This is a genomic window from Mesorhizobium sp. M7A.F.Ca.MR.148.00.0.0 (assembly GCF_003997735.1).
Classification (GTDB): domain Bacteria; phylum Pseudomonadota; class Alphaproteobacteria; order Rhizobiales; family Rhizobiaceae; genus Mesorhizobium.
Genome location: NZ_RZTB01000391.1, coordinates 1 through 495 on the forward strand (window position 1 = coordinate 1; position 495 = coordinate 495).

At 63.0% G+C, this 495-nt stretch carries 1 protein-coding gene; it reads left to right on the forward strand.

All coding sequences use genetic code 11. The features are described from left to right. The coding region (locus tag EOB49_RS34660; protein ID WP_127383552.1) for a sarcosine oxidase subunit gamma family protein at window positions 1-495 on the forward strand (495 nt) is incomplete at both ends.

A 495-nucleotide genomic window follows, 5' to 3' on the forward strand; every position in this document is an offset into this window, starting at 1 on the left:
GTGCACGCGGTATCGAGGCCGGCGTCTCGCTGACCGAGATCCGCAATTTTGATCTCGTCCAGGTGATGGCGCGGCGCGGTAAGGCGGCTGACATGGCCACGGCAGCGAAGGTTCGCTTTGGCGTTGCTGCTCCGGAAACGCCGACGGCAGTCGGCGCGGCGGACGCAACGCTGATCTGGTCGGGACCGGATCAGTTTTTCGTGCTGTCGAAGGGCGGCAAGCATTCGACTGAAGCACTCGCTCAGGCGTTTGCATCTTCCGCCTCGCTGTCCGACCAGTCGCATGCGCGCGTGCTGATCAGCATCTCGGGTGACAAGGCGCGGGCGATGCTGGCGAAACTGTCGTCGATCGATTTGCATCCCGATGCGTTTCCGGTTGGCGCGGCGGCGGCTACGTCGATTGACCACACCAGTGTCACGCTCAGGCGTGGGAATGATCGAGATGGCCTGGCGGTGTTCAACCTCCTGGTGTTCGCGACTTTTGCCGAGAGCCTGT